We start from the raw sequence: 6,798 nt of genomic DNA, 5'->3' as shown, positions 1-6,798 counted from the left end.
CTACTCCCCTACTCCCCTACTCCCCTACTCCCCTACTCCCCTACTCCCCTACTCCTCACCTCCAAATATATGATAAAACCGAATTTGATATTAATTCTGGGCAGTGAAGAAGATATTCATGCTGCCCATCTCAAAAAGTCTCTGATGGAAAAAGGAATAACAGTTGACTATTTAGATACTCGTTTATTTCCCACTAAGTTAAAAATCACTTGGCAACCTATTACTCACAAAGGATGTTTAACATTTCCAGATGGCAGAAAATGGAATTTAGCAGATATAAATAAAATTTTTTGGCGGACTTTTGCAGGGGTTAATGTTCCGAAATTAACTGATTCATATCAGGAGAGAATAGCAGTTAATGATTCGATGGGTTTATTACGTTCTTTTATGCGGTCTCAACCTGAAAAATGGGTGAATAGTTGGGAGGCTTATGAATTTCATAAAGAAAAACCTTTGCAATTAAGTTTAGCCAATAAAATAGGTGTGACTATTCCCGCGACTATTATTACTAATAATGCTGATGAAATTTTAGAATTTTCTCAAGCATTTAAAGATGTAATTTTTAAACCTGTTTATGGAGGTTCTCATACTCAATTTTTAACCAAAGAACATCTAGAAATTAATCGGATGAAATTAGCATTAAGCATTTCTCCCGTAACTATCCAAGAATTTATTCCCGGTACAAATATTCGTAGTTATGTGATTGGAGAAAAAGTTTATTCTGCTGAAATTAGGAGTAGTTCCTTAGATTTTCGTGAAGATAAACAAGCAAAATTAATCTATTTAGAAACACCAGAAGATATGAAAAGACAATGTTTAGCTATTACTAAAGCATTTGGATTAAAATGGACTGGTATTGATTGGCGATTTAAACCTAATGGAGATTTTGTTTTCCTGGAGGCGAATTTTAGTCCGATGTTTCTTCATTTTGAAAGGGAAACAGGTTTTCCGATAACTGAAGACTTGATAGAATTATTAACAAGTTAACTAGCTCTCAGCTATCAGCAATTAGCTATCAGTTTAAAATTTTGTGTATAGAATTAGGTATCTGTTTGCGGAGCATTCCGGACTAAAACACTTTTTAAAGTTAGGCAAGAATATTTATAATAAATATAATTGTTATATATAAACAAATTCATATAACTATCCTTAAGGAGTTGGAAATGTCTGTACAATTATTGCGACGACTATTTACTGTATACCAGTATTATCAAATGCTGGAAGCAGGAATATTAACTGAAAATGAACGAGTAGAACTAATCCGAGGAGAAATTGTCAAAATGTCCCCTGTTGGTATTCATCACGCAGCTTGTGTGGACCGTATTAACGAACTATTCTTTTTGCGTTTAGCAAAAACTGTTACTGTGAGAATTCAAAATCCTGTGAGATTGAATGATAATTCTGAACCAGAACCAGATATCAGTTTGCTGCAACGACGGCCAGATTTTTATCAGACTCAACATCCTCAACCAGAGAATGTATTTCTTCTCGTAGAAGTGTCAGATACAACAGTTAAGTATGACCAAGAAGTAAAAATTCCCTTATATGCTGAGAATAATATTGTAGAAGTTTGGTTGGTAAATCTTCCTCAAAAATGTCTGGAAGTTTATCGACAACCTACTGCTAATGGTTATCAGACTGTACAGACTTTTAAGAGTGGTGAAACTGTGACAATTCAAGCTTTGCCTAATGTAACTTTTACTGTTGATGAAATATTGGGAGATTGAAACAAATTTTCAATATTAATTACCCAATACTATATAAATTTATTCTGTTCTAAGTATTAGCAAAAAAGCTTTTATCTAAAATAAAAAATAGCTGATAGCTTACAATTATCTCAAGGAGTTGAAAATGTCTGTACAATTATTGCGACGACTATTTACTGTAGACCAGTATTATCAAATGCTGGAAGCAGGAATATTAACTGAAAATGAACGAGTAGAACTAATCCGAGGAGAAATTGTCAAAATGTCCCCTGTTGGTATTCATCACGCAGCTTGTGTGGACCGTATTAACGAACTATTCTTTTTGCGTTTAGCAAAAACTGTTACTGTGAGAATTCAAAATCCTGTGAGATTGAATGATAATTCTGAACCAGAACCAGATATCAGTTTGCTGCAACGACGGCCAGATTTTTATCAGACTCAACATCCTCAACCAGAGAATGTATTTCTTCTCGTAGAAGTGTCAGATACAACAGTTAAGTATGACCAAGAAGTAAAAATTCCCTTATATGCTGAGAATAATATTGTAGAAGTTTGGTTGGTAAATCTTCCTCAAAAATGTCTGGAAGTTTATCGACAACCTACTGCTAATGGTTATCAGACTGTACAGACTTTTAAGAGTGGTGAAACTGTGACAATTCAAGCTTTGCCTAATGTAACTTTTATGGTTGATGAAATATTAGGAGATTAATACTAACAGGACTTACGCAAAATATCGAATGGTTATCAGACTGTGCAGAATTATCAGAACTCTAAAAAAATGGGCAAAAATTATGGAAAATTCCACAGAAGTAGCAGAAAATTTGAGAAATGTTTGGAATAATGTCTGGAATATTTTTGCACCTGACAATTCTTGGAAAGATGACCAGAGTAAACGCACTATGATTAAAGAAAAACTTGTTTATTTTTCTCCAGAGCATTCTGAGAGTGTAGAACACATAGACAAGGTTATCAAAGCTCTCACTAGAGGAGTAGCTCTAACACAAGCAGCAGTTGATTGGAAATACCCTACTATTGGGGATGAAAGTTTTTCTCGTAAGAAAGGTCGTACTCCACATGAAAAGTTACGAGGAGTTCAATGGCGACTTGTTATTGCTTATTCGGGTTTTGAAATTACTGCTAAAGGGTTGATGAATTATTTTGAAAGAAATACTAAACCAAAAATAATTCAGGATTTTATCAACAAGTGTAGCTTACCAAGTTATTCTAAATTAGAACCTCCTACTCCCAAAGAAAAATCAAATCTTGAAAAATGGTTAATTAAAAAAGAAGATGAGGCGATCGCTGAGTTTCTTGGAGTAACAGCAGGAGATGCTAAAATTATTAACCATTGGCTTGTTAGTTCCCAAGCTGTTTGTAATTGGGAAGAGGCTGTAAAATTAGCAAAAGCTCTCAGAAATACTACAGCTCATGGCTTTTTACAACCAACGAAAGTTGGCAGATGGAAGCTTAAAAATAGTTTTAGGATACTAGCTGATAACTTAGCAAAAATTATGACTTACGGGTTAAGAAAACTTGTTTAGAGATTATAGCCATTGCTTTATACTCAATATTTTATAAGAATTTACAGTAGTCTCTTGACAAACGCAAAATATACTGGTTTGATCAAAAAAAGCCTGCTTAATGCAGGCGACTAAGTGTATCCTCAGCCAGATGAGATTAAAATTCCAATGCCTGAAACTTGACAAGTTTTTCCGGTAATGTAAGTTCCCTCAGTGGCATATCCTAATATATGTGCGGCTAGGATACACTCCCCTCCACTAACAGGTATTTATTCGTAACTAGACAGAATTTAATAATCCTACTCAACTCCACGCAAATGAGTATGGCTTGAAGAAACTAGCTGATAACTTAGCGGAAATTATAACTCACGGCTTAAGAAAACTTTTGTAGAGAGTAAGGCTATTGTTTCAGGCTCAATACTTTACAATAATTTACAAAAGGGTATTGACAAACACAAAATATATTGGTTTAATGTATGTAAGAATATATCCTTAGCTAGATGATGCTAAGTATATCAAGGTTAGAACTTGACAAAATTCCGGTATGTAGGTTCTTTCAGCGATGTACTTAGTATAATGTGAGGCGGGATATATTTTCCCCGTATCTATTCGTAACTAGACAAAATCTAATAATCCTACTCAACTCTACGCAAATGAGTACAGCTAGTCTTTTTCAGAAATCTTGGACTACTTTGTTCTTCTAAGTCATAACGCGCCTCTAAATACTAAGATTTGAGAAAAATCATAGTAGACTCTTGACAAATGCAAAATATACTGGTTAGATATTTATAGTGAAATATCCCCCTGCTAAAGACAGAAAAACTGAATAGCAAAACAGACAAAATTAAATAGCAGATTGAGGGGATATTTCTTTGCTTCGTTACAAAAAATAATTTTTCTGGAATCAACTACAAAAATAACCATACCAACCTAACGCACTGTTCATAATCTGCTGATTGTTAGTCTCAAAAAAGCAGTAGACTGAACAACTAAAATGATGCGTTACGACGAATTGTTAAATCCCTTTCATAGCCTGAATTTAAGCCGTCTAAATGAGCCTATTTCTTATGAAAAAAATGAAAATCCCCGTAGGGATGTTCCATGGAACGTCCCTACTTTGTAGTCTACTCAATTGCTGCTATATATATTGTATTTCTGATACAATTTCCATTCCCTAAAAATATTTTTAGATGAAAACAGACAGCATATATTACAGACCCTGGTATTGACCAATGGATAATTGATAATTAGAGATAAAAAGGTAAACAAAATAAATTACAGATTTCCCAATAATTCCTAACTTTAAAAATCCACCGTTAAAGGCGCCCTCGGAAAAGGAATCACATCTCGAATATTCCCCATTCCTGTCATAAACTGCACCACTCTTTCAAATCCTAAACCAAACCCCGCATGAGGAACTGTACCATACCTACGCAAATCTAAATACCACCATAATTCCTCCTTGTTCATCTCCTGTTCATCTATCCTTTTCTCCAAAATATCCAAACGTTCTTCCCTCTGAGAACCCCCAATAATTTCTCCTATCTTTGGCACCAAAACATCCATCGCCCTAACTGTATTACCATCATCATTTAAACGCATATAAAAAGCCTTAATTTTTGCTGGATAATCAGTCACAATTACAGGTTTTTTAAATAATTCCTCGCACAAATAACGTTCATGTTCCGACTGTAAATCTAAACCCCACTCTACCGGATAATCAAACTTTTTATCCGCCTTTTCCAACAAAGAAACAGCCTCAGTATAAGTAATCCTTTCAAAACTATTATTAATAATCGTATCTGCCGTTTCAAAAACTGTTTTATCAATCCGTTTATTGAAAAATTCCATATCCTCCGGACAACTTTCCAAAACAGACTTAAAAATATGTTTTAAAAATTCCTCTGCCAAATCCATATTCCCTACCAAATCGCAAAAAGCCATCTCCGGTTCAATCATCCAAAACTCAGCTAAATGTCGAGAAGTATTAGAATTTTCTGCTCGAAAAGTCGGACCAAACGTATAAACATTACTAAAAGCAGTTGCCATAATTTCCGCTTCTAACTGCCCACTAACTGTTAGAAAAGACTGCTTTCCAAAAAAGTCTTGACTAAAATCAACATCTTGTTTTTCTGTGAGAGGAACTTTCTTTAAATCAAAATTTGTAACAGTAAACATTTCCCCCGCACCTTCACAGTCACTAGCACTAATAATAGGAGTATGAACCCACAAAAAACCTCGTTCTTGAAAAAATTGATGCACAGCATTAGCACAAGCATTTCTCACTCGAAAAACCGAACCATAAGTATTAGTTCGTCCTCGCAAATGTGCAATAGTACGAAGAAATTCAAAAGAGTGACGTTTTTTCTGCAAAGGATATGTTTCAGGATCGGCATCACCATAAGCGATCGCCTTTTCTGCCTTAAGTTCGATTCTTTGCCCTTTGGCTGGCGACTCTACCAAAATACCAGTTACTTCTATTGATGCACCTGTATTCATTTGCTGTAAACTTTCTTGATAATTTGGTATATCGGGATTTAATACCACCTGTAGGTTAGCTAAACATGAACCGTCATTAACTTCTACAAAAGCAAATTCTTTCAACTCTCGCTTAGTACGTACCCACCCTTGAATTTTTACTTTTTCATCAGGTTTACCGCTTCTTAATATTTCAGCAATTCGTTGCTTTGTCATTGATTTAATCCTGTTGATCGGACTTGCTATTTTGATTTATTTTTGGTATTATATCAAAATATAAGATTATATCATGTCCATATTAATTAGTTATAATTAGGACTTACACAGTACAAGGTATTTTCATCCGAAGCGACTGACAGGGTTTGTGGAGAAGTCCGGAATGGAAAGCAATCTCAAATCAATGAAATCATTTGCACTCACCGATAGCAAATTTCTAGCTCTGTCTAATTTTCTAGAAGGTGAATATAACAAGGTAGACTACCAATAATATCATGTTCGGTTGAATACTTACAAATAACCTAACGAGCAGTCAGCAGTCAGAATTTAGGAGGGATGAAAGGAGATAAATCCAGATAATTTCAGTATTTATTCGGTATTATCAGTTCTGAAATTTTATTTATAACTGAATTATCCGAACATTAGACATCTCCAGAAAAGAGGGAGTAGGCAGTAGGGAGAAATAATTGATAACTTCTGTGTGAGAATTGATTTTATTTTTTATTTTTGGAGATATCTATTATATAACATCACGGTCATTTCAGTTGCTACCGGACATGATATAACCAGTTAAAAAAGGTTCAAAAGCTTGTACAATAACCTTTTTTCCCTTCTGCCTTATGCCTTTTTGTACTAAATACATGAGCAAGACTAGGGAAATTTAAGATAGACGTGTTTCTCAAAATGGTGGTTGCGCATTGTAATTATTTTTGTTATTGCGCTTTTCAAATTGATGAACCATATCGTCATAACCAAAACCCTGTAGGGACATTGCATGCAACGTCCATACTGTGGTCTACTAAAATGAAAACCGCTGTAGGAGACAAAGCAGTGGGAGCATCTTGCTCCCGTACCAAGAATTTTTTGTTCCTATCTAG

Annotated in this window: 5 protein-coding genes; 4 read left to right on the top strand and 1 reads right to left on the bottom strand. The window is 34.7% G+C overall.

The genetic code is table 11. The features are described from left to right. The 4 genes from AC3DU7_RS20795 to AC3DU7_RS20780 form a co-directional block, all read left to right on the top strand. Positions 1-987 (top strand): ATP-grasp domain-containing protein (locus tag AC3DU7_RS20795; RefSeq protein ID WP_488041208.1); only part of this gene is annotated, 987 nt, incomplete at its 5' end. A 176-nt stretch (positions 988-1,163) separates the two neighbouring features. Continuing rightward, positions 1,164-1,727 (top strand): Uma2 family endonuclease, encoded by a 564-nt coding sequence (locus tag AC3DU7_RS20790; protein WP_488041207.1) that lies wholly within the window; start codon positions 1,164-1,166, stop codon positions 1,725-1,727. A gap of 124 nt (positions 1,728-1,851) precedes the next feature. After that, complete coding sequence (locus AC3DU7_RS20785; RefSeq protein WP_488041206.1) at positions 1,852-2,415, top strand: Uma2 family endonuclease; 564 nt, start codon at positions 1,852-1,854, stop codon at positions 2,413-2,415. A gap of 82 nt (positions 2,416-2,497) precedes the next feature. Next, positions 2,498-3,247, top strand: a complete 750-nt coding sequence (locus tag AC3DU7_RS20780) for a hypothetical protein (protein WP_488041205.1) — start codon at positions 2,498-2,500, stop codon at positions 3,245-3,247. A gap of 1,281 nt (positions 3,248-4,528) precedes the next feature. On the opposite strand, the gene asnS is transcribed toward AC3DU7_RS20780, so the two are convergent. Continuing rightward, positions 4,529-5,920 carry an asparagine--tRNA ligase gene (asnS, locus tag AC3DU7_RS20775; RefSeq protein ID WP_488041204.1) on the bottom strand — a complete coding sequence of 464 codons (1,392 nt, stop codon included), beginning with the start codon at positions 5,918-5,920 and terminating at the stop codon, positions 4,529-4,531. Between the last annotated feature and the right edge of the window lie 878 nt (positions 5,921-6,798).

This window comes from Okeania sp. (assembly GCF_983059655.1).
This window is presented reverse-complemented; position numbering and strand designations above follow the sequence as displayed.

Excerpts from the sequence above, each read along its gene's own strand:
- AC3DU7_RS20790 (WP_488041207.1), top strand. The coding sequence starts at position 1,164 with ATGTCTGTACAATTATTGCGACGACTATTTACTGTATACCAGTATTAT.
- AC3DU7_RS20785 (WP_488041206.1), top strand. The coding sequence starts at position 1,852 with ATGTCTGTACAATTATTGCGACGACTATTTACTGTAGACCAGTATTAT.
- AC3DU7_RS20780 (WP_488041205.1), top strand. The coding sequence starts at position 2,498 with ATGGAAAATTCCACAGAAGTAGCAGAAAATTTGAGAAATGTTTGGAAT.
- asnS (WP_488041204.1), bottom strand. The coding sequence starts at position 5,920 with ATGACAAAGCAACGAATTGCTGAAATATTAAGAAGCGGTAAACCTGAT.